Origin of the sequence: Winogradskyella haliclonae (assembly GCF_014635865.1) — a bacterium.
GTDB classification, from domain to species: Bacteria; Bacteroidota; Bacteroidia; order Flavobacteriales; family Flavobacteriaceae; genus Winogradskyella; species Winogradskyella haliclonae.
Genome location: NZ_BMDQ01000001.1, coordinates 576,598 through 596,998, shown reverse-complemented (window position 1 = coordinate 596,998; position 20,401 = coordinate 576,598). Strand labels below are relative to the sequence as shown.

16 protein-coding genes are annotated in these 20,401 nt (G+C 34.2%); 12 read left to right on the top strand and 4 right to left on the bottom strand.

Features of this window, described 5'->3' with window-relative positions:
• Positions 1 to 37 precede the first annotated feature (37 nt).
• Both rbfA and IEV10_RS02700 read left to right on the top strand, forming a co-directional pair.
• The gene (gene rbfA, locus IEV10_RS02705; protein WP_188373155.1) at positions 38 to 430 is read left to right on the top strand and encodes a 30S ribosome-binding factor RbfA; all 393 of its coding nucleotides are present in this window, start codon (positions 38 to 40) and stop codon (positions 428 to 430) included.
• A 64-nt stretch (positions 431 to 494) separates the two neighbouring features.
• Positions 495 to 1,703: an ABC transporter permease gene (locus IEV10_RS02700; RefSeq protein WP_188373154.1), complete on the top strand. Its 1,209-nt coding sequence runs from the start codon at positions 495 to 497 to the stop codon at positions 1,701 to 1,703.
• On the opposite strand, the gene dusB is transcribed toward IEV10_RS02700, so the two are convergent.
• The 3 genes from dusB to IEV10_RS02685 are packed head-to-tail and all read right to left on the bottom strand — an operon-like array spanning position 1,700 to position 4,359.
• A complete protein-coding gene (dusB, locus tag IEV10_RS02695) occupies positions 1,700 to 2,692 on the bottom strand; it encodes a tRNA dihydrouridine synthase DusB (protein ID WP_188373153.1) in 993 nt (330 codons plus the stop codon). The two genes, IEV10_RS02700 and dusB, sit on opposite strands and share 4 nt — an antisense overlap.
• Positions 2,693 to 2,714: 22 nt before the next feature.
• Positions 2,715 to 3,107, bottom strand: a complete 393-nt coding sequence (locus IEV10_RS02690; RefSeq protein ID WP_188373152.1) for a DUF4345 domain-containing protein — start codon at positions 3,105 to 3,107, stop codon at positions 2,715 to 2,717.
• Between the two features lie 7 nt (positions 3,108 to 3,114).
• Positions 3,115 to 4,359 carry a M28 family peptidase gene (locus IEV10_RS02685; RefSeq protein ID WP_188373151.1) on the bottom strand — a complete coding sequence of 415 codons (1,245 nt, stop codon included), beginning with the start codon at positions 4,357 to 4,359 and terminating at the stop codon, positions 3,115 to 3,117.
• Positions 4,360 to 4,406: 47 nt separating this feature from the next.
• On the opposite strand from IEV10_RS02685, the gene IEV10_RS02680 reads away from it, so the two are divergent.
• Positions 4,407 to 5,513, top strand: a complete 1,107-nt coding sequence (locus IEV10_RS02680) for a TolB family protein (protein ID WP_188373150.1) — start codon at positions 4,407 to 4,409, stop codon at positions 5,511 to 5,513.
• Positions 5,514 to 5,515: 2 nt separating this feature from the next.
• On the opposite strand, the gene IEV10_RS02675 is transcribed toward IEV10_RS02680, so the two are convergent.
• Positions 5,516 to 7,930, bottom strand: coding sequence for a TonB-dependent receptor domain-containing protein (locus IEV10_RS02675; protein ID WP_229719575.1), 2,415 nt, complete (start codon positions 7,928 to 7,930; stop codon positions 5,516 to 5,518).
• Between the two features lie 165 nt (positions 7,931 to 8,095).
• On the opposite strand from IEV10_RS02675, the gene lepA reads away from it, so the two are divergent.
• The 9 genes from lepA to IEV10_RS02630 all read left to right on the top strand — a co-directional run bounded on the left by lepA (position 8,096) and on the right by IEV10_RS02630 (position 20,400).
• Positions 8,096 to 9,892 (top strand): translation elongation factor 4, encoded by a 1,797-nt coding sequence (lepA, locus tag IEV10_RS02670; RefSeq protein ID WP_188373148.1) that lies wholly within the window; start codon positions 8,096 to 8,098, stop codon positions 9,890 to 9,892.
• A 143-nt stretch (positions 9,893 to 10,035) separates the two neighbouring features.
• Positions 10,036 to 12,651, top strand: a complete 2,616-nt coding sequence (locus tag IEV10_RS02665) for a ligand-binding sensor domain-containing protein (protein ID WP_229719573.1) — start codon at positions 10,036 to 10,038, stop codon at positions 12,649 to 12,651.
• A gap of 97 nt (positions 12,652 to 12,748) precedes the next feature.
• Positions 12,749 to 15,184 (top strand): T9SS type A sorting domain-containing protein, encoded by a 2,436-nt coding sequence (locus IEV10_RS02660; RefSeq protein WP_188373146.1) that lies wholly within the window; start codon positions 12,749 to 12,751, stop codon positions 15,182 to 15,184.
• Between the two features lie 144 nt (positions 15,185 to 15,328).
• A complete protein-coding gene (locus tag IEV10_RS02655) occupies positions 15,329 to 16,441 on the top strand; it encodes an NAD(P)/FAD-dependent oxidoreductase (RefSeq protein WP_188373145.1) in 1,113 nt (370 codons plus the stop codon).
• Positions 16,442 to 16,443: 2 nt separating this feature from the next.
• Positions 16,444 to 16,893, top strand: a complete 450-nt coding sequence (locus IEV10_RS02650) for a 3-oxoacyl-ACP synthase (RefSeq protein ID WP_188373144.1) — start codon at positions 16,444 to 16,446, stop codon at positions 16,891 to 16,893.
• A gap of 98 nt (positions 16,894 to 16,991) precedes the next feature.
• Positions 16,992 to 17,510 carry a YceI family protein gene (locus IEV10_RS02645; RefSeq protein WP_188373143.1) on the top strand — a complete coding sequence of 173 codons (519 nt, stop codon included), beginning with the start codon at positions 16,992 to 16,994 and terminating at the stop codon, positions 17,508 to 17,510.
• A gap of 2 nt (positions 17,511 to 17,512) precedes the next feature.
• Entirely contained in the window at positions 17,513 to 18,637 is a 1,125-nt protein-coding gene (locus IEV10_RS02640; protein WP_188373142.1) for an NAD(P)/FAD-dependent oxidoreductase, read from the top strand.
• Positions 18,637 to 19,347 carry a methyltransferase domain-containing protein gene (locus IEV10_RS02635; RefSeq protein WP_188373141.1) on the top strand — a complete coding sequence of 237 codons (711 nt, stop codon included), beginning with the start codon at positions 18,637 to 18,639 and terminating at the stop codon, positions 19,345 to 19,347. The genes IEV10_RS02640 and IEV10_RS02635 overlap by 1 nt, the downstream gene beginning before the upstream one ends.
• Positions 19,348 to 20,400: a type III polyketide synthase gene (locus IEV10_RS02630; RefSeq protein ID WP_188373140.1), complete on the top strand. Its 1,053-nt coding sequence runs from the start codon at positions 19,348 to 19,350 to the stop codon at positions 20,398 to 20,400.
• The last annotated feature ends 1 nt before the right edge of the window (position 20,401 follow it).

The following is a 20,401-nucleotide window of genomic DNA, read 5'->3' as shown; positions in this document are numbered from 1 at the left end:
AATACTATAATACTTAAATAACATATACTTTTGCAAAATGGAAAGTAATAGACAAAAAAAGATAGCAGGAATTCTTCAACAAGATTTAGTTGATGTTTTGCAACGCGCTGCTTCTGAAGGTGGATTAAAAGGCGTTATCATATCAGTAACTAAGGTTAGTGTTACAGTAGATTTGTCTATTGCTAAAGTGTATCTTAGTATATTTCCAAATAAAGAAGGCCAAGAATTACTAAAAGGCATTCGTTCTAATACACCGTTAATTCGTCATGAATTGGCTCAGCGCACACGCCATCAATTAAGACGTATGCCAACCTTAGAGTTTTTTATTGACGATTCTTTAGAGTATATAGATAATATTGAACGCTCTTTAAAAGGAGAAGAAAATCCTATTAAAGATGAAGATTTATTAGATCGAAGAAAAAAATCTTAATTCTTCTTAAATTCATAACTATTACAGTTGTTTTATGTCTAATTTTATGCCGAGACTGTAATTAATGAATACCTCATTTTACATCGCTAAGCGATATCTGTTTTCTAAAAGCAGTAATAATGCTATTAATATCATGAGCCTTATTGCTTCTGGTGGTGTTATAGTAGCATCGGCAGCATTATTAATTGTACTATCCGTTTTTGCAGGATTAAAAGACTATAGTTTAGATTTTTCAAATTTCACAGACCCAGATTTAAAAATTTTACCTATAGAAGGTAAATCATTTCAACTTTCCGAAAATGAATGGCATACACTTAGAGGTATTGACGGTGTTCAGGCCATATCAAAAATAATAGAAGAACGTATTGTTATAAAATCTGAAAACAAAAACCTTTTGGCGACACTTAAAGGTGTGGATGAAAATTATTTAAAAGTAACGCAAATAGATAGCATGGTATCTAAGGGGCAATGGCTTAGTCCAGAAAGCAATGATGTCGTTTCTGGCTGGGGAATATCTAACAATTTGTCTTTTGGAGTGTTTAATTTTTTAAAACCATTGACCATTTATGTGCCAAAACCAGGCAAAGGTCAAGGCAGTAATCGTACAAGTTATTTTAATTCTGAAGTAGTGACAAATGTTGGACTTTTTAATGTGAATGAAAATTTAGATAACGAATATGTGTTCTCAAACATTGAGTTAGCACGTTCTTTATTAAACTATAAGCCCACTCAAATCAGTGCTATGGAATTTAAATTAAATCCTGAAGCTGATGAGAATGCAATTAGAAACTCAATAGAATTGGCTTTTCCAAATCGGTTTCTTATTAAGAATAGAGCACAACTTAACGATGCATTGTTTAAAATGTTGAATACCGAAAACCTAGCGGTTTATCTCATATTTACCCTAGTCATTATCATTTCTCTATTTAATGTTATCGGTGCGATAATCATGATGATTTTAGATAAAAAGAAATCCTTAAACACCTTATTTAATATGGGTGCTGAGCCAAAACTCATTAAATCAATTTTCTTTTTACAAGGAAGCTTAATGACTATTTTAAGCGGAATAATAGGCATAGTCATTGGCCTAATAGTTATATACTCTCAAGTAAAACTAGAATGGGTAATGCTAACTCCAGAGTTTCCTTATCCAGTAAAATTAGAGATAATGAATATTGTAGTGGTGATAGTTACTATTTTTGGATTAGGAATAATTGCTTCAAAATTAGCTTCTCAGAGAATTACTAAGAACTTGATTAAAACAGTTGCCTAGACAAACTGGTGATGTCCAAATTTCTCTAAGGCCTCATCAAAAGCAGCAAAAACGTCTTTAGCATCATCACTGGTAACCATTTTCATGCGATATGGTTTAAAATCAGGAATACCTTTAAAGTAATTTGTATAATGGCGTCTTGTTTCAAAGACACCAAGAGTTTCGCCCTTCCAATCAATTGACATTTGTAGATGTCTTCGCGCAGCTTCTACACGTTCTTGCATTGTAATTGGTCTGAAATGTTCTCCTGTTTTAAAAAAGTGTTTTACTTGTTTAAAAAACCAAGGATTACCTATGGTGGCACGACCAATCATAGCGCCATCTAAACCGTATTCGTCTCTCATTTTTACAGCACTTTCGGGAGTATTTACATCACCGTTTCCAAACACCGGTATGTGCATACGAGGGTTGTTTTTTACAGAGGCAATGGGTTTCCAATCTGCATTACCTTTATACATCTGTGCTCTAGTACGTCCATGAATAGCAATAGATTTTATACCTACATCTTGTAATCGTTCGGCAACTTCTACTATCTTAATGGAATCATGGTCCCAGCCTAAACGTGTTTTTACCGTAACAGGCAGGTTTGTACGTTTTACCATTTCGGCAGTGAGCTTCTCCATTAAGCAGATATCTTTTAAAATACCTGCGCCCGCACCTTTGCTGACTACCTTTTTTACAGGGCAACCAAAGTTAATATCTATGATGTCTGGTTTAGATTTCTCGACAATATCAATGGTTTGCAACATGCTTTCCATATTGGCACCAAAAATCTGAATACCAACCGGCCGCTCTTTCTCGTAGATATCGAGTTTCATAACGCTTTTCGCAGCATTACGTATTAAACCTTCGCTAGAGACAAACTCCGTATAAACCACATCAGCTCCCTGTTCTTTGCACAAGGCACGAAACGGCGGGTCACTTACGTCCTCCATCGGGGCCAAGAGCAACGGAAATTCGCCTAATTCTATGTCGCCAATTTTCACCAAAATCAATTAATTTGCTGCAAAATTAGTGTTTTTTGTAGTATTTACTGTTTATTATTCCAATGCCGTAAAACCCAAGAAGCAATTCGGCAAAAGTACCAAATAGATATCCTGAAGTTGGTGTGCCATCAATAAACAGACTTATGAGCCTTCCAAAGCCTAAACCAAGCATAAAAGCAATGTTACTAATTAAGGCAATTTTTAAATAAGAGCTCTTAATAATACCCAGAAGCCAAACGATTGAAGACGCTAAATACAAACCCATTATGGCTTTGTAAAAATTATGCTCATCTAAAGTTTTAGGAAATAATTCAAATTCTAAATCCGGGAAAAATCCATAAATGATTGCAACAGGAACTACAGTTGTTACTGAAATAATAAGATGAATTTTTAGTATGACTTGCGATTTGGTTTTCATAAGATGTTTAAAACTTCACCTTAGTATTAATAATACTATCGCCACGTTTTACCGTAATCGCAGCTTCATCGCCTTTATCGAATGTAGAAAGTGCTGCCATGTAACTCATCATGTCAGTTACTTCAGCATTCCCAAGCTTAATGACAATATCTCCTTTTTGCAGACCTGCATTTGTAGCAGGCGTATCTTCGCGAGTACCGTCGATGCGCATGCCTTTTCCGTCAAACAAATAATCAGGCACAACGCCTAAACCAACTTTGAAACGCGGGACTTCTTCGCTTTCATTTTTCGTTTTTCTAAAGGCAAGTTTTCCGTTGTCATCCAAGTCGTTAATGATGGTGAAAATGTAATCTGAAATTAAATTCATGCCTTCATAATTAAGCTTCTCAGAATCATCACCAGGTTTGTGATAATCTTCATGCTGACCTGTAAAAAAGTGAAGCACAGGAACATCAATTAAATAAAAAGAGGTATGGTCGCTGGGGCCAACACCACTTTCGTTTTCAACCAATTTAAAATTTTCGTTATTAGACTTTAAAGTTTGCTTAAACATTGGAGATGTTCCTAAACCATAAACAGCAAGTGTACTATCGGGTTTCATACGACCTATCATATCCATATTAATCATATAATTAATGGATTTGGTATCAATTGTAGGGTTTTTTGAAAAGTAATTAGATCCTAAAAGCCCCATTTCTTCACCAGAAAAAGCCATAAACAAATAGTTGTTTTGGTCTTTAGTTTCTGCTTGGTTGTTTTTGATATTTAATCGACTTGCCAAGTTCAACATAACCGCTACACCACTAGCATTGTCATCCGCACCATTGTGTACTGCTTTATCTTTTTCGCGATACAAAGAACCTTCGCCACCAAAGCCTAAATGGTCGTAATGCGCACCTATAACTATTGTTGATTTTGCACCATTATCAATATAACCGATAACGTTTCGACCTGTAATTGTACTGTCTGCATTGGTTGTAAATTCTACTTCTTTATGTGGGTCAGTTTTTGGTTTAAAACTGAACGATTGTATATAGCCGTCAGTACCTTTTTGTAATAAGCCTATAGCTTTAAACCGCTTAGAAATATAATCTGAAGCTGCTTTTTCTCCAGGAGTTCCTGTTTGCCGACCTTCGAGTTTATCATCAGCTAAAAATGTAACATCTTCTTTTATATTGTTTTCGGCTAGTTTCGCTTGGTTTTTGCATGCAAATGCAAATAATACTATACTAAATAAGGCAATTTTTTTCATTGGTTTATCTTACTTTTACACAAAATTAGGCATTAAAAATTATAGTTATGAAGCGATTAGGCGTTATTCTTTTGATTTGTTTTTCGGTTTTTTCTTGTAAAAACGAAGTGAATAAAACTGAAACTAAGCCAACAGAGAAAAAGTTAGAGGCGGGAAATGATTCTTTAATTTATCCTGAAGAAGTGCACTTCAAGTCCATAAGACAAGTCACTTTTGGTGGTGATAATGCTGAGGCCTATTGGAGTTTTGATGACAAGCAATTGGTGTTTCAATCGAACAACCCTGCTTGGAATGTAGGCTGTGATCAAATGTTTTTGATGGATGCTGGTGAAATATTTAAAGACAAAGTGCCACCAATGATTAGTACAGGTAAAGGCCGTACAACTTGCGCTTATTTTTTACCTGACAACAAGCATATTATTTATGCCTCAACACATTTAAAACAGGATGAATGTCCAGACACACCATTGCGTAAAAATGGAAAATACATTTGGCCAATTTATGATAGCTATGACATTTTTGTTGCGGATTTAGAAGGTAATATTGTTAAGCAATTAACTAATGAAATTGGTTACGATGCAGAACCAACCGTGTCTCCAAAAGGTGATAAAATTGTGTTTACCTCTACTAGAAGTGGCGATTTGGAATTATATACAATGAATATCGACGGAAGTGATGTAAAACAAATCACCAATGAATTAGGTTATGATGGCGGCGCATTCTTTTCACCGGATGGAAGCCAATTAATTTTCCGTTCTTCACGTCCAAAAACAGAACAAGAAATAAAAGATTACAAAGAGCTTTTAGCCGACGGTTTAGTAGAGCCAACAGAGATGGAACTTTACATTTGCAATGCTGATGGTAGTAACTTGCGTCAGTTAACCGATTTAGGAAATGCCAACTGGAGTCCATTCTTTTTACCAAGTGGCGATAAGGTATTGTTCTCTTCTAACTTTGAGGCCGAGCGTGGTTTTCCTTTTAATCTATACATGATTGATACTGATGGAAAGAATCTTAAGCGTATTACTCATGGCGAGACTTTTGATGCGTTCCCAGTATTTTCTAACGATGGTAAATATTTAGCATTTTCATCTAATCGAAACAATGGTGGTGGCAGAGACACCAATTTGTTTATTGCTGAGTGGCAAGATTAAGCTTATTGTAAATCTTTAATTCTATCACGTTCTTCAGCGCTAGTGGTACGCTCATTCGTATTTAACTTTGTGTTACCAAATTTGTAACGAAAACCTAATTTAACAAAACGATTATCTATATTTATGTTTTGTCTACCAGACTGGTTGAGGTATTGAACTGTTCTTTTTTCGTCTTGAAAATTAAATAAGTCTTCAAAAGATAATGAAATTAAACCATTTTTATTTAAGACACTTTTCGTTATGCTTAACCCAGTAACTAATCTATCTTCAATAATTTGTAATGCATAAAGGTTCTTTCCAACCCAAGCTAGAGAGAAATTTAGACTTAAACTATTATCTTCTAAAAGTGTCATGTTATTAGTCATTTCAGTATAGTTAGACCAACGACTTAAATCTATAGAATCATTACCAAAGCTTGTTTCTTCTTTAATATTATAGAAAGAAGTCGCAAAGTAAATATTCCAATTATTAGTGATATCTATGTCAAATAAGAAATCAAACCCAAAATCCACAGTTTTATCAAGGTTAATAGGTGTGTAAGCTAAAATATTTGTAGTGTTATCTTGACGAGGAATTTCATTAATAGCTCCATCGTAATTTATGTAATAGGCTTCAATTGTAAAATGCTCTAAAAAGTTTGTCCCCACAACAAAATGATCCTGAAAAGTGGGTTGTAAAGCAGGGTTTCCTTCAACCGTGGTGTTTTCATTTATAAAGAAGGTGAATGGGTTTAAGTTGGTATAACTTGGTCGTGTAATGCTACGTTTGTAATTGCCGTATAAACTAAAATTATCTGAAAAATTATGAGAAATACTTGCGTTTGGAAACCACTCAAAATAATCTTGAGTATTGGTTTGATTTAGAGTTGGTGAAAAACCATCAACATCTGTTTGCTCTGCTCTTAAACCTAAAGCGATATCCCATTTATCCCACGACTTACTGTAATTGACATAAGCAGCAAAGATATTCTCATCATAATCAAAGGCATTACTATTAGCTGTATTTATGACTTCAGAACCATTAATAATATCTAATCGTGTAATATCACTTTCAGTCTTAATGTTTGATAATTTCACACCAGTATCAAAAGAGGAGTTTTCACTTATAGGTAAGCTATAGTCAGCTTTTGCCGTGTATATTTCTGTATCCTGATTTGCTATTGTTTTAAACTCTGAGTCTGGATTATTTTGATTGTCTTGAAACACATTCTGGTCGCGATTGTATGCGTAAGTCGTATAATGCCCATTAAAAGTCAAGCTACTACCACTATTAAACTCAGTTCTTAAATTTAAGTCAGTGCCCAAATTAAATTTATCATCTCGGGATAAGTTATTAGCTGTAAAATTTTCTAAAAAGACAGAATTAGCGTTGTTAATGTCAGTATTATTTGAAATCCTATATTTAAAATACGGCGTAAATAATGCAGTTGACGTTAGACTTAATGTTGTTTTTTCGCTTAAATAATAATCAAAGTTTAGATTGGCATTGTGTGTTTCGGATTTTGTGTTTCGGTCAATGTCAGAATTCCAAATTTGGTCAATATTTCCTGTGGTATCAAAATAATCTATGCTATTTTCTTCTTCTCTATTAATTTTCTGTTTGGTGTAACTATAGTTAACATTAAGGTTTATTTTATTATTCTTAAAATAATGACTCGTAGCCCCATTATATCTAGGAAATACACCCTGAGTATAATTGGCAGCTACACTGCCGCGATAGCCAGTCACCAGGTTTTTACTCATAATGATATTTATTACAGAACCACTATCCGCATCATAGCTTGCAGGAGGATTTGTAATAACTTCAACGGATTTTATACTGTTAGCAGGCGCACTTTCTAAAAGCTGAATCAACTCATCCGAAGTCAGCTGTACACGACGATTATTAATAAAAACTGTAGCGGGCGAGCTCTTAATATTAATACTTCCTTCAGAAACAATTATACCCGGTGTACTTTTTAATACCTGCAGTGTTGAGCCTTCAGTAAGTGCAGTATTTTCTATATTAAAAGTTAAGCGATCAGGTTTTCTTGTTATTGTTGGACGTTTCGCAGTAATGGTTACAGTGTCTAAAGCTTCAGAATCTTCTATCAGAACTAAGGTTTCGATAGCAGTATCTTTTTTAAGTTCAATAATCTTTTCAATGGTTTTATAACCTATAAAACTTGCTGATATTTTATACGTTCCAGGCTCTAGGTTAGCAAAAGAAAAAGTACCATCATCATTAGTTGCAGTACCTTTTGGTTGTCTAAAACCACTACTAATTTCAATAGGCTCGACTACTGATTTTGCTATTAGGATATTCACATATGACAATGGTTGCTGTTGCTCATCAACGACTTTACCAATCAGGGTAAACTCTTGAGAGAATGCAAAAAAGCTGAACATTAAAAGGACAGCAGAAATTAGGGGCTTCAATCTGATTGACATTTTAGTTAGTTGAGGTTCACAATATATAAATAGTTTTTTACTTTAAAACGAAGAAAACAGGCACTTAACAGTGATTTTCTTATAACTTTTGATAGGTTAGAGGATTATAAAAGAATTATATTTGCAAATTAAAATTGCTTAAGAAAGAATTACATGAAGCATATCCGAAATTTTTGCATCATTGCGCACATTGACCACGGGAAGAGTACTTTAGCAGATCGTCTGTTAGATTATACAGGCGCCGTTACAGCGCGCGAGAAGCAAGATCAGTTGCTGGACAGTATGGATTTGGAGCGAGAACGTGGTATCACAATTAAGTCGCACGCCATACAAATGGAGTATATATTTGAAGGTCAAGAATACATATTAAATCTTATTGATACACCTGGTCACGTAGATTTTTCATACGAAGTGTCACGTTCTATTGCCGCCTGTGAAGGAGCACTGCTAATTGTTGATGCAGCCCAAAGTATACAAGCGCAAACCATTTCTAATTTATATTTAGCCCTAGAGAATGATTTGGAGATTATTCCTGTTTTAAATAAAGTCGATTTACCAAGCGCAAACCCAGAAGAAGTCACAGATGATATTGTAGATTTATTAGGCTGCGACCCAGAAGAAGTGATTCATGCTAGTGGAAAAACAGGTTTTGGGGTTGATGATATTTTACAAGCTATTATTGAGCGTATTCCAGCACCAAAGGGCGATCCTAAAGCGCCTTTACAAGCCTTAATTTTTGATTCGGTTTACAATACCTTTAGAGGTATTGAAACCTATTTTAGGGTTTTTAATGGCGAAATAAAAAAGGGTCAGAAAATTAAGTTTGTTGCTACCGATAAAGAATATTTTGCCGATGAGGTAGGAACATTAAAACTAAATCAAATTCCTAAGCAAAGTGTAAAAGCGGGAGATGTTGGGTATTTAATCACAGGAATAAAAACAGCAAAAGAAGTAAAAGTAGGAGATACAATCACAGATTTTGCAAACCCAACAACCAATATCGTCGAAGGTTTTGAGGATGTAAAACCTATGGTTTTCGCTGGAATTTATCCAGTAGATACAGAAGACTACGAAGAGCTTCGTAATTCTATGGAAAAATTACAACTTAATGATGCCTCATTGGTCTTTCAGCCAGAAAGTTCTGCAGCATTAGGTTTTGGTTTCCGTTGTGGATTCTTAGGCATGTTACACATGGAAATTATCCAAGAACGTTTAGAGCGTGAATTTGATATGACGGTAATTACAACAGTACCTAACGTATCATATCACGCGTACACAAATAAAGAACCAGAAGTCCCTTTTACAGTTAATAACCCAAGTGATTTACCAGAAACTACAACCGTAAATCGCGTAGAAGAACCCTATATAAAGGCAACGATTATTACAAAAGCTGATTTTGTGGGTAACGTTATGAGTTTATGTATCGAAAAACGTGGTATGATAATGAATCAGACTTATTTAACCACAGAACGTGTAGAGCTGATTTTTGAAATGCCATTAGCCGAAATTGTTTTCGACTTTTATGATAGATTAAAAACGGTTTCTAAAGGATATGCCTCATTTGACTATTCGCCTATTGGCATGAAGGTATCTAAATTAGTGCGCTTAGATGTACTATTAAATGCTCAGCCGGTAGATGCACTTTCTGCATTAATTCATGCAGATAACGCACATAGTATTGGTAAGAAAATGTGCGAAAAACTAAAAGAATTAATCCCAAGACAACAGTTCGATATTCCTATACAAGCCGCTATTGGTGCAAAAATTATAGCGCGTGAAACAGTAAAAGCCCTACGTAAAGATGTAACCGCTAAATGTTATGGAGGTGATATTTCTCGTAAGCGTAAACTCTTAGAAAAGCAGAAAAAAGGAAAGAAGCGTATGCGCCAAGTTGGAAATGTTGAAATACCTCAACAAGCATTTATGGCAGTATTAAAGCTTAATGACTAAGCTTAAAGATTAGACATTTACTTTTATCGTTTTTAGTTTTCTTTTAATTTAGGGCTTAATAATTTAAGACCCTCTCACATAATTTATAATTGAAGTTTAAAAGAAAACATATTCTTCTTCTTGTTTTTTTTAATTACCTAACAGTGTATGCTCAGGTAAATGAAAAAACACTTTTGTTTAACACCATAACAACAGAAGATGGTTTATCTAACAATGTGATTTACGACATTTTACAAGATAAAGAAGGCTATATATGGTTTTGTACTGATAACGGATTAAACAAGTTTGATGGATATACAATAAATAAGTTCTTTAATAGGCCTAATTCAAACGAAGGATTATCCTCAAGTGTCGTAAGATCAATTATTGAGGACAATAATGAAAATCTTTGGGTAGGCACAAAAAACGGATTAAATCTTTACAATCGTGCTGAAAATAAATTCAGTCAAATCACTGTCTTTAATAGGTCAAAAGTCATGAACCTCGAAATCATGGATATGAGCCTTGATAAACAGGGCAATATTTGGATTAATACACTAAATGATATTATATGCTTCAATCCAAAAACACATGAATATAAAGTTGTTTATAGTTCAGCCTTAACGCCTTTTATGGTAATTACTAACGGAAAGGTGTTTTATAAAAATGATAATGGAGATTTTTACTCATACGATATTAAGAGTAATAAAAGTGCCCAAATATTTAATGATACTAATTTAATCCGAAAGTACTTAAGCTACGGAAAAAGGTCTAAAAGCTTATGGCTACCAAGACATGTAAATAAAAGCATAGGTTCAATACAGGTTAATCACTTGCCTAGTTTACCAAATAACCTTGAGCCAAATAGTTTAATTGAGTTGAATAAACAGAGCATGTGGTTAGGTACAAACCAAGGGCTTTTTGAATATAATTATAAGAACAAATCGCTCCAGAAAATAAAACTAGGGACATCAGCATTGTCCAATCAAATACGAAGTCTCTACAAAGATAACTATGGCGGAATTTGGATTGGTACACTTTCTGGAGTTATGCATTACGACATCAATAGAAAACACTTTTTACATAAACAGCTTGAAGCTGAAGAAGCTGAGAATATAATAATGGGCTTATATAATTCTAAATCTGGGGTTTTCGCCAATACATTTGGTAATGGTATTCATTTCATTCCAAATGATTCTGAAGTATCAAAAAAGTTAGAGTTCCCAGAAGCAATGCAAAATCATGTTAAATATGTTTGGGATATTGAAGAAATCCCAGAAAGCAAATTTCCGATTTGGTTGGCGACAAATAATGGAGTGGTATGTTTTAATCCTCTAGACTTAAAGTTTGATAAAATTGAATTACCAATCCTAACGCTAGATAAAAATATAAGCTTTTCTATCCTTAATACTAAAGATGATTTTCTTTGGGTGTCATCTTACAGAGCTATTCACCAAGTAAATAAAAAAAGCAGAGAAGTTCGTAAGTCTTTTCCTCTTAACGAATTTATGGAACACTCTGGAATTCAGAAAATGGAAGCTTTTGGTAATTCTATTTTCATTGCTACAGAAGGCGAAGGTTTATTAGTGTTTAATAAGATTACAGAGAAAATCGTTAAAGTAAAAGTTGCTTCTAAAAATGGTTTTCAGCAACAATTCAAAGCTCCAATTTGGGATATACTTGCTGATGATGATACTCTTTGGATAGGTTCTAATCAAGGGCTTCACAAACTTACACTGGACGATTTCATGATGACACCTGTATTAGAAGACAATCAAGTTATTTTTAGTATAATTAAGGACGATGATGGTCAATTTTGGATGGGTTCAGACACAGGAATAAAATGGTATAACCCAACAAATAACACATCACGCTATTTTACTAATAAAAACGGATTAAAAAACTTAGAGTTTAACAGAAAGTCGACCATTAAAACTCAAGATGGTGATTTATGGTTTGGTGGTACAAATGGGATTACAAGATTCAAACCAAAAAGCATAAAAAAGGAGAATCCAAATACACCTTTTGTACATATAACTAAACTCAAAGCTGTTGCATCAGATAGTTCTATTACATATACAAATTTTGAAAAACCCTTAATACTACCATGGAAATACAACACCATTGAAATATCTTATGTTGGGTTAAACTTTACAAACTCTACACAGAATACTTATAAATACAAAATGGTAGGTTATGATCCAGAATGGGTTGTTAATAATCAGCCAATAGCAGCGAGATATGTTAAGTTACCTTTTGGGACGTATAAGTTTAAGGTGACCTCAGCAAATAATGATGGTTTTTATAACAGTAAAGGAAAGACAATATCTATTAAAATAGAACCTCCTTTTTGGAGAACAAACACAGCATATGTAATATACATATTAAGTATTATTGGTTTGTTTAAATTGTTTCAGAGCCTTAAAAGATACAGCGCTAGAATAAAGGAAGTAGAAAAAGAAAAATATCAAATTGCTAAAAAGGTAGAGCGAGTTTCAATAATGCTCAACAACAAATCAAAGATATATTTAGACCAACTTGTTTATATTAAATCTGATGGTAATTATCTAGAATTTATTACAGAAGTAAAAACAACAATTGATAGAAATAAACTTAAGGATGTATTAGAAGAATTACCCCCAAATTTTGTTCGTGTTCATCGTTCTTATGTGGTCAATAAAAACCATATTAAATCTCAGAATAGCACATCAGTATTTTTACATCCTAATTTTGAAATCCCAGTCTCTAGAACTTTTAAATCGAGCCTTGAAGAACGTTGATTGTTAGTTATGTTGTTTTTTACGTCAGTTATCACATTTTAAACTCAGTGACGCCTTTAAGCCCATAGCTTTAGGGAGAATTTTAAATTTCTCCACTATGAAAACAAAATTACTTTTCTCAATTCTCTTATGTGTTTCTATACATTCGAACTCTCAAAATGTTTGGACTGGAAATATAGACGACCTATGGTCTAATGCGGATAACTGGTCAGGAAATGTGCCAGACTCATCCGAAGATGTGTTAATACCGCCTGGATTTACAGTTACTATAGATACACCAGCCGACATCAGGTCAATAGAAGTTCAAGGAAACTCAATCCTTAATGTTACCGAGTCTCTAATAATAGCTGTCGATTCTGAATTTGAAGACAATGTTGTGGTCAACTGGTCCTCGGGCGATTTATCAGGGCCAGGTATACTACTAAATAGTGGAACTATCAACATGTCTTTTAATTCTTTTGATATTAGTGGTTCAGCTGTTTTAAATAATCCCGGTACTATCAACTTAATTGGAAGTGGACGGATTGGAATTGTAAATAATAGTGTATTAAACAATTCTGGAACAGGCATCATTGATTTTCAAGGTTCAGCAACTCAAATTGTTGGTGTTGGTTCTCCACCAAATGTCTTAAATAATTTTGGCACTATTAAAACAACGCTTCCAAATCCAACCGATGAGGTTGAAATTAGCGGTCAATTAATTAATCATGATGGAATTTTTCAGATAGATACAGGAACATTAGAATTAAACACCAGCGCTCTAAATTTAAACGGAGGAACTTTTAATATTGCAGCTGGTGCTGCTTTAGAATGGAATGGAGTAACTACCATTCTCGGAACAGTCTCTGGTAGTGTTCTGGGCGACTTAACATGGAATAATGATGTAGTAGTTGCTCCAGCAACCACGGCTGTTTTTGCTTTTACAGGAAACCAAATCATAGTTTGGGATTCTGGTGATTTAGAAGGTGGAGGGACATTAACAAATCAGTCCATAATACAAAAAACTACAAATGGCTTCATTTTTGACGCTACGACCTTAGACAATTTTGGTACAATAGAACTTGTCGCTACTGGCGATATTTTTATCGGAACTAACTCAACATTAAATAATAGTATTTCAGGCGTTATTGATTTTCAAGGCAATGATTCTGCAATTGCCACAAGCGGAAGCGCTCCACACTTTTTCAACAACTTAGGAGTTCTAAGTAGCAGCCAGTCTTCTCAAAGTGATGTGGGTACAATTAATGCGCCGTTAAATAATAACAATGGAACGATTCAAGTTAATTCTGGCACTTTGAATTTTAGCAACACAAATATTGTCTTAAATGATGGCACATACAATGTTCTTGCTGGCGGAATTTTCAATTGGGTATCTCCATTTTCTATTGACGGACAATTAGAAGGAACATTATCTGGTGACTTGAATTGGAATAATGAGATAACCGTTTCAAATAATGTAACATTTAATTTTTCTTTAGGATCAGTGGTTAAATGGAATCAAGGAAACCTCGTTGGCGGAGGAACATTAAACAACAACGTAACGATTAAACGAGAAACCGTTACTAATGTTTTTATTTTTGGTTCAACAGTACTTAATAATAACGGTTTAATAGAATTTTCTAGTGGTGGCGATATTTTTATAGGAACTGACTCTGTTCTAAACAATAACCCTTCAGGAACGATTGATTTGCTTAATAATTTTGGTGGAATTTCAACTAGTGGCATAGCACCGAATATCTTGAATAACTTGGGAACATTAAATGCAAATGTAGCTAGCGGTACAGTAGTGGTTAGTGCTCAGGTCAATAATTCCGGAGTTATTGATGTGGTCCAAAACGGCATAAGCTTTAGTGGTGTTCTAACAAATGAAAATTCTGGGATTATAAAAGGAAATGGCACTTTAACTGTTTCGTCAAACGTTTCTAATTTTATCAATAACGGAACATTTTCACCGGGAGCATCACCTGGAACCTTAAGTTTTGTGAATGAATATAATTCTAATTCATCTTCAGTTTTGGAAATAGAAATAAATGGTGTGACGCAAGGCGTAGATTATGATTTATTGACAATTGACGGAGATGCAAATTTAAACGGAAGCGTAACTATTACATTAGGTTTTTCGCCATCAGTTAATGACGAATTTGTTGTTTTAAATACTCCAGGATTTGGCGATACAATAGACCTTTGTAATTTGCCAGCCACAACAAGCGCTACCTTCAATGGGTTTATATATGATTTTGATATCACATGTCGTAACTCTGAAGAGCTGGTTCTTACTGTTACAGGCGAAGCCTTATCAACATCTGAAGACGAATTTTTGTCGGTAAATATTTATCCAAATCCGACAAAAGGAAATTTAAGCATTACTAATAACACAATAACAAATGTCTTAGTGTATGATATAAATGGGCGTTTAATAATGGAAACCCAAAACAGGCAGTTCTCTATAGAAAATTTTGTTAAAGGCGTGTATTTTATTAAAGCTGAAAACAATCAAGGGCAAAGTAGTGTCAGAAGGGTTATAAAATATTAATTGTAGTTTATTGGTTAGGAAATTTTCTAACCAATCTAGTGGAGAAGGCTCGGTTTTTAATAGCCGAGCTTTTTGCGTTTAAAACTCAATCTTTAAGTTTATTTTTATAATTTGAAACTTCTATTTAAGAGGCTTTTTTACTTCATGAAACTATCCTATTGGGAAATAAAATCTTGGTTAACTAACGTCGACTTCACGATAGTTGGCAGTGGTATCGTTGGCCTCAATTGCGCGCTTCAGTTGCAACAAAAATATCCAAAAGCTAAAATCTTAATTCTCGAAAAAGGGGTTTTACCTCAAGGCGCAAGCACCAAAAATGCTGGTTTTGCCTGTTTTGGCAGTTTAAGCGAATTGATAGAGGATTTAAAAACACATTCAGAAGTCGAGGTCGTAGATTTGGTAAGACAGCGCGTTGACGGCTTACAATTATTGAGACAAACACTTGGGGATTCAAATATTGACTATCAAGAACTTGGCGGTTATGAATTATTTACTAAAGACGATAAATCACTTTATGAAGAATGCTTAGGCCGAAAAGATGAAATTAATGATTTACTGAAACCGATTTTCAAAACAGATGTTTTTAGTTTTATTAATAATGAGTTTGGCTTTCAAAATATTCAAGATAAATATGGATTTAACCAGTTCGAGGGACAAATCGATACTGGTAAAATGATGGAGGCATTGCTCCAGAAAGTTCATCAAAACGGCATTAAAATAGTAAATGCAATTGAAGTTTTGTCGTTTTCAGACGATGATAATTCTGTCAAAGTAAGAACTAATCATTTCGAGTTTTCAACTAAGAAATTACTCATTGCTACAAATGGATTTGCTTCAAAACTATTAGATGAAAGTGTTAAACCTGCTCGCGCTCAAGTATTAATCACTGAACCCATTGAAAACTTAAATATTAAGGGGACTTTTCATTTAGATAAAGGCTATTACTATTTTAGAAATATAGATAACCGTATTCTTTTTGGCGGTGGACGAAATCTCGGTTTTAAAACTGAAGAAACCTATCAGTTTGGACAAACAGAATTGGTAAAAAACAAGCTTGAAGAACTATTAAAAACAACTATTTTACCTAATAAAGAAGTGAAAATCAATCACTATTGGTCTGGCATTATGGGTGTAGGTCAGCAAAAAAAGCCAATCGTAAAACAACTAAGTAATAATGTGTTTTGTGGTGTAAGACTTGGCGGAATGGGTGTCGCTATTGGAAGCATAATTGGTAAAGATTTGGCAGATTTGTTATAAACATGAAATTAAAACAAAACCTATACAATCAATGCCAAACGCAACTCGACGAGCGTTTAGAAGTGATTAAAGCTAAAATTGCAGACATTCAAAACGCATTGCAATCCGAAACTAAAAGTACTGCTGGTGACAAGCACGAAACTGGGAGAGCAATGTTACAATTAGAACGCGAGAAAGCTGGACTGCAATTAGCAGAACTTCAAAAACAACAAGAACTACTTCATAAAATTAATCCAGAACAAGAACACCAAGTTGTGGCTTTAGGCAGCATTGTAAAAACATCGGTAGCTAATTATTTTATTAGTGTAAGTGGTGGTGAACTTAAATGTAATAATGAATTGTTTTATGCCATTTCTCCTGCAACACCTATTGGACAATTACTAGTCTCTAAACAGGTAGGTGATCGTATTAAATTTAGAGCACAACAATTTAGGATTACAGAGGTTTTTTAAAGTAAAAGCAGATTATTTTCTGAAATACACATTGATTTGTCGTTTTTCTCTTATGAGTCTATAGAATATTGTCATAACTTCACACTAAAAAAAAAGTTATGAGAATACGTTTAATATTTACACTTCTTCTGTGTTTGGTTATTAGTGCCTCTGCCCAGAATGCGTCTTCAATAGATTTTACTATCCGAAATTTAGGTGTTAACGTAGATGGGCATTTCGATACATTTACGATAACGACAAAGTTCGATGCGTCTGGACAGCTCGAAAAACTTGAAGGCGAAATAAAAGTGAAGTCGATTAAAACAGGAATCGAAAGCAGAGACGAACATCTTCTAGAGGAGGAATACTTTCACAATTCAAAATTTCCTTTTATCAAGCTAAAAAGTACATCAATACGTAAAATTTCAACCTCAGAATATAAGATTAAAGCCAATCTTACGATTAAGGGAAAAACCAAACAAATTACAATCCCTATAAAGTACGAAAACCTAGAGAGTCAAAGAAAACTAAGCTCTAATTTCGAAATCAATCGACGTGATTTTAATGTAGGAGGTGGAAGTTTTATTATGAGCAAAACGGTGAAATTAGAAGTTGTACATATAGAGAAAAAGCAATGAATATGCCTGAGATTGATGTTATTGTTATTGGTGGCGGTTTAGCTGGTTTAACGAGCGCAATTCATCTATCAAAAGAAGGCGTTAGGGTTTTATTGATAGAGAAAAACGACTATCCAAAACATAAAGTTTGTGGTGAATATGTTTCTAACGAAGTGTTGCCATATTTAAATTATTTAGGATTTAACCCATTTGATTTTGGAGCAAAACACATTTCAGAGTTTGAGTTAACAACACACAACAATAAAAGCATTAGTGCCAAACTACCACTAGGTGGATTTGGGATGAGTCGTTACGAAATGGATTTTCAATTGTATCAATTAGCGCTTAAAAACAATGTAGAAGTACTTTGTGACACGGTTACAAATGTTTCTATTAAGAATGACATGTTCCGTATCGCAACCAAATCAAACAAAGATATACAAGCAAAGCTAGTCCTAGGAGCATTTGGAAAACGATCTAATCTAGACGCTAAATTCCAACGAAAATTCATGACTAAAAAATCACCGTATTTGGGTGTAAAAATTCATGTTTCTGGTCAATTCTCTGAAGAGAAGGTAGCGCTTCACAATTTTAAAGGTGGTTATTGCGGCATGTCTAAAGTGGAGAATGGAAATATAAACTTGTGTTACATTACTAATTACGAAGCCTTCAAAAAGTATAAGGACATTGAGACTTTTCAGGAAGAGGTTTTATTTAAGAATATGGCCTTAAAAGAGGTGTTCAAAAATTCAAAACCCAAGTTTGAAAAACCATTAGCCATAAGTCAAATCTCATTCGAAACTAAAAAACCTGTAGAAAACCACATGATTATGTGTGGGGATTCAGCAGGGATGATTCATCCTTTATGCGGCAATGGAATGGGAATGGCTATCCGAAGTTCTCAATTAGCATCCCAACTCATAATTGACTACCTTAAAGAAAAAATTAAAACACGAGAAGAATTAGAAAAAGCGTATACCATACACTGGAAGAAAGCATTCAATTTTAGGCTTAAAGCAGGTCACACGATAGCTTATTTATTTCGTCAAGATTGGTTAGCGCCAAAACTTTTAGTGTTTTTAAGGTGGTTTTCGTTTTTGGTGCCACAAATCATTAAGATGACACACGGTAAACCCATGAAAGTATAATGTCAATATTCATTGATACCACATATCGCAGTAATAAAACAGAAATCATGGACGACTTTTCCATGAAAGGTGAATTGCTTCGTGATACTCTAGACAAGTTGGGAAATATCAATAAATGGCTAGGCGGAAACCGTGTAACGCTTAATGGTGTAAAAAAAATACTTCACGGTCTACCTAAGGATTTAACCTATAGAATTGTTGATTTAGGTTGTGGGCATGGTGATATTTTAAGATTAATTGCAGATTATGGGCGGCGAGAAGGTTATAAATTCGAATTAATAGGGATTGATGCAAACCAAGATGCTATAGATTATGCTACTGAATTATCTGTAGATTATTCAGAATTATCATTCGAGACTAAAGACATTTTTTCCAAAGAATTTAAAGAATTAGATTACGATATTGCTCTAGCGACCTTGTTTTTGCATCATTTTAAGACAGAAGAATTAGAAGTGCTATTAAAACAACTGCTAAGCAAAGCGAAATTAGGATTGGTTATTAACGACTTACACAGAAGTGAAATGGCTTATGGACTTTTTAGATTATTAAGTTTAGCAATTTCTAACCAAATGATAGTTGAAGATGGGTTAACATCCATATTGCGGGCTTTTAAAAGAAAAGATTTAGAGCACCTAACGCAAAAGCTAAACCTCAAATCAGAAATCCGTTGGAAATGGGCATTCCGTTACCAGTGGTTAATTAAGAATTAGATGGCTGTAAGAATTACATCGGTAGCTAAACAGTTGCCTCAATATACTAGAGAAACAAAAGATATTTTACCTTTTGTTGAAGCATGGCTTGATGGTCAAGAAGACCGCTTTAAGCGAAAAGTGCTTAAGATTTTTGAGAATGCAGCTGTAGATAAACGCTATTCCATAATGGATGCCGAAGAGGTTTTTCTTAAGACCTCTTTTGAAGAAAAAAATGATATTTATGTTAGGGAAAGTGTAAAACTAGCTGAAAAAAGTTTGGTCAAAGCTTTAGACAAAGCAAGTCTAACACCAACAGATATCGACTATATTATAACCGTAAGTTGTACTGGAATTATGATTCCATCTTTGGATGCGTATTTGATTAATAGTTTAAAGATGAAACAAGATATCGTTAGACTTCCAGTGACAGAAATGGGTTGTGCCGCAGGAGTTTCTGGGATTATTTATGCGAAAAATTTTTTGAAGGCCAATCCAAATAAGCGTGCGGCTGTGATTGCTATAGAGTCGCCAACTGCAACCTTTCAGCTAGAAGATTATTCTATGGTAAATATTGTCAGTGCTGCTATTTTTGGAGACGGTTGTGCCAGTGTAATATTGTCATCGTATCAAGATGAGGTTGGACCAGAAATTAAAGACGAAGCCATGTATCATTTTTATGATGCTGACCACATGATGGGCTTTAAGCTCAGAAATTCAGGCTTACAAATGGTTTTAGACCAAAGCGTACCCCAAACAATTGCAGACCACTTCCCTGAAATCATTCATCCATTTTTAGAAAAGAATAATTTGACTATTAAAGAGATAGACCACTTGGTGTTTCATCCCGGAGGAAAGAAAATAGTACAAACTGTTGAAGCGTTGTTTGGCGAGTTAGGTAAAAACATTGATGATACTAAAGCAGTATTGCGATTGTATGGAAACATGAGTAGCGCTACTGTTTTATATGTTTTAGAGCGTTTTATGGATAGAGATTTGCCTAAAGGAGACAAAGGTGTTATGTTGAGTTTTGGCCCAGGGTTTTCGGCACAACGTATTTTATTAGAATGGTAAA

Excerpts from the sequence above, each read along its gene's own strand:
- rbfA (WP_188373155.1), top strand. The coding sequence starts at position 38 with ATGGAAAGTAATAGACAAAAAAAGATAGCAGGAATTCTTCAACAAGAT.
- IEV10_RS02700 (WP_188373154.1), top strand. The coding sequence starts at position 495 with ATGAATACCTCATTTTACATCGCTAAGCGATATCTGTTTTCTAAAAGC.
- IEV10_RS02690 (WP_188373152.1), bottom strand. The coding sequence starts at position 3,107 with ATGAAAACCAAATCGCAAGTCATACTAAAAATTCATCTTATTATTTCA.
- IEV10_RS02685 (WP_188373151.1), bottom strand. The coding sequence starts at position 4,359 with ATGAAAAAAATTGCCTTATTTAGTATAGTATTATTTGCATTTGCATGC.
- IEV10_RS02680 (WP_188373150.1), top strand. The coding sequence starts at position 4,407 with ATGAAGCGATTAGGCGTTATTCTTTTGATTTGTTTTTCGGTTTTTTCT.
- lepA (WP_188373148.1), top strand. The coding sequence starts at position 8,096 with ATGAAGCATATCCGAAATTTTTGCATCATTGCGCACATTGACCACGGG.
- IEV10_RS02660 (WP_188373146.1), top strand. The coding sequence starts at position 12,749 with ATGAAAACAAAATTACTTTTCTCAATTCTCTTATGTGTTTCTATACAT.
- IEV10_RS02655 (WP_188373145.1), top strand. The coding sequence starts at position 15,329 with ATGAAACTATCCTATTGGGAAATAAAATCTTGGTTAACTAACGTCGAC.
- IEV10_RS02650 (WP_188373144.1), top strand. The coding sequence starts at position 16,444 with ATGAAATTAAAACAAAACCTATACAATCAATGCCAAACGCAACTCGAC.
- IEV10_RS02645 (WP_188373143.1), top strand. The coding sequence starts at position 16,992 with ATGAGAATACGTTTAATATTTACACTTCTTCTGTGTTTGGTTATTAGT.
- IEV10_RS02640 (WP_188373142.1), top strand. The coding sequence starts at position 17,513 with ATGCCTGAGATTGATGTTATTGTTATTGGTGGCGGTTTAGCTGGTTTA.
- IEV10_RS02635 (WP_188373141.1), top strand. The coding sequence starts at position 18,637 with ATGTCAATATTCATTGATACCACATATCGCAGTAATAAAACAGAAATC.
- IEV10_RS02630 (WP_188373140.1), top strand. The coding sequence starts at position 19,348 with ATGGCTGTAAGAATTACATCGGTAGCTAAACAGTTGCCTCAATATACT.